The sequence below is a fragment of the Pseudomonas sp. 51_B genome (assembly GCF_017491595.1).
Lineage (GTDB): Bacteria > Pseudomonadota > Gammaproteobacteria > Pseudomonadales > Pseudomonadaceae > Aquipseudomonas > Aquipseudomonas promysalinigenes.
Genome location: NZ_JAFGYW010000586.1, coordinates 1 through 243 on the forward strand (window position 1 = coordinate 1; position 243 = coordinate 243).

Genomic DNA, 243 nt, shown 5'->3' on the forward strand with positions numbered 1-243 from the left:
AGCCGACATTCCCTAGCCAGGCGCTGATCCAGTACCCCCATGCTGATGAGAAACCCATGTAATCGCCGAAGCCTGCCTTGGCATAGGCATACACACCGCCGTCCAGGTCGGGCTTGCGGTTGGCCAGGGTCTGGAACACGAATGCCAGGGTCAGCATGCCCACTGCGGTGATTGCCCAGCCAATTAGAACCGCGCCGACGTCGGCGCGGGCAGCCATGTTCTGCGGCAGCGAAAAGATCCCGC

1 protein-coding gene is annotated in these 243 nt (G+C 62.1%); it reads right to left on the reverse strand.

Going from position 1 to position 243, the window contains the following annotated elements; genetic code table 11:
- A partial coding sequence (locus tag J5M56_RS27310) for an amino acid permease (protein ID WP_207938227.1) occupies window positions 1-243 on the reverse strand: 243 nt, incomplete at both ends.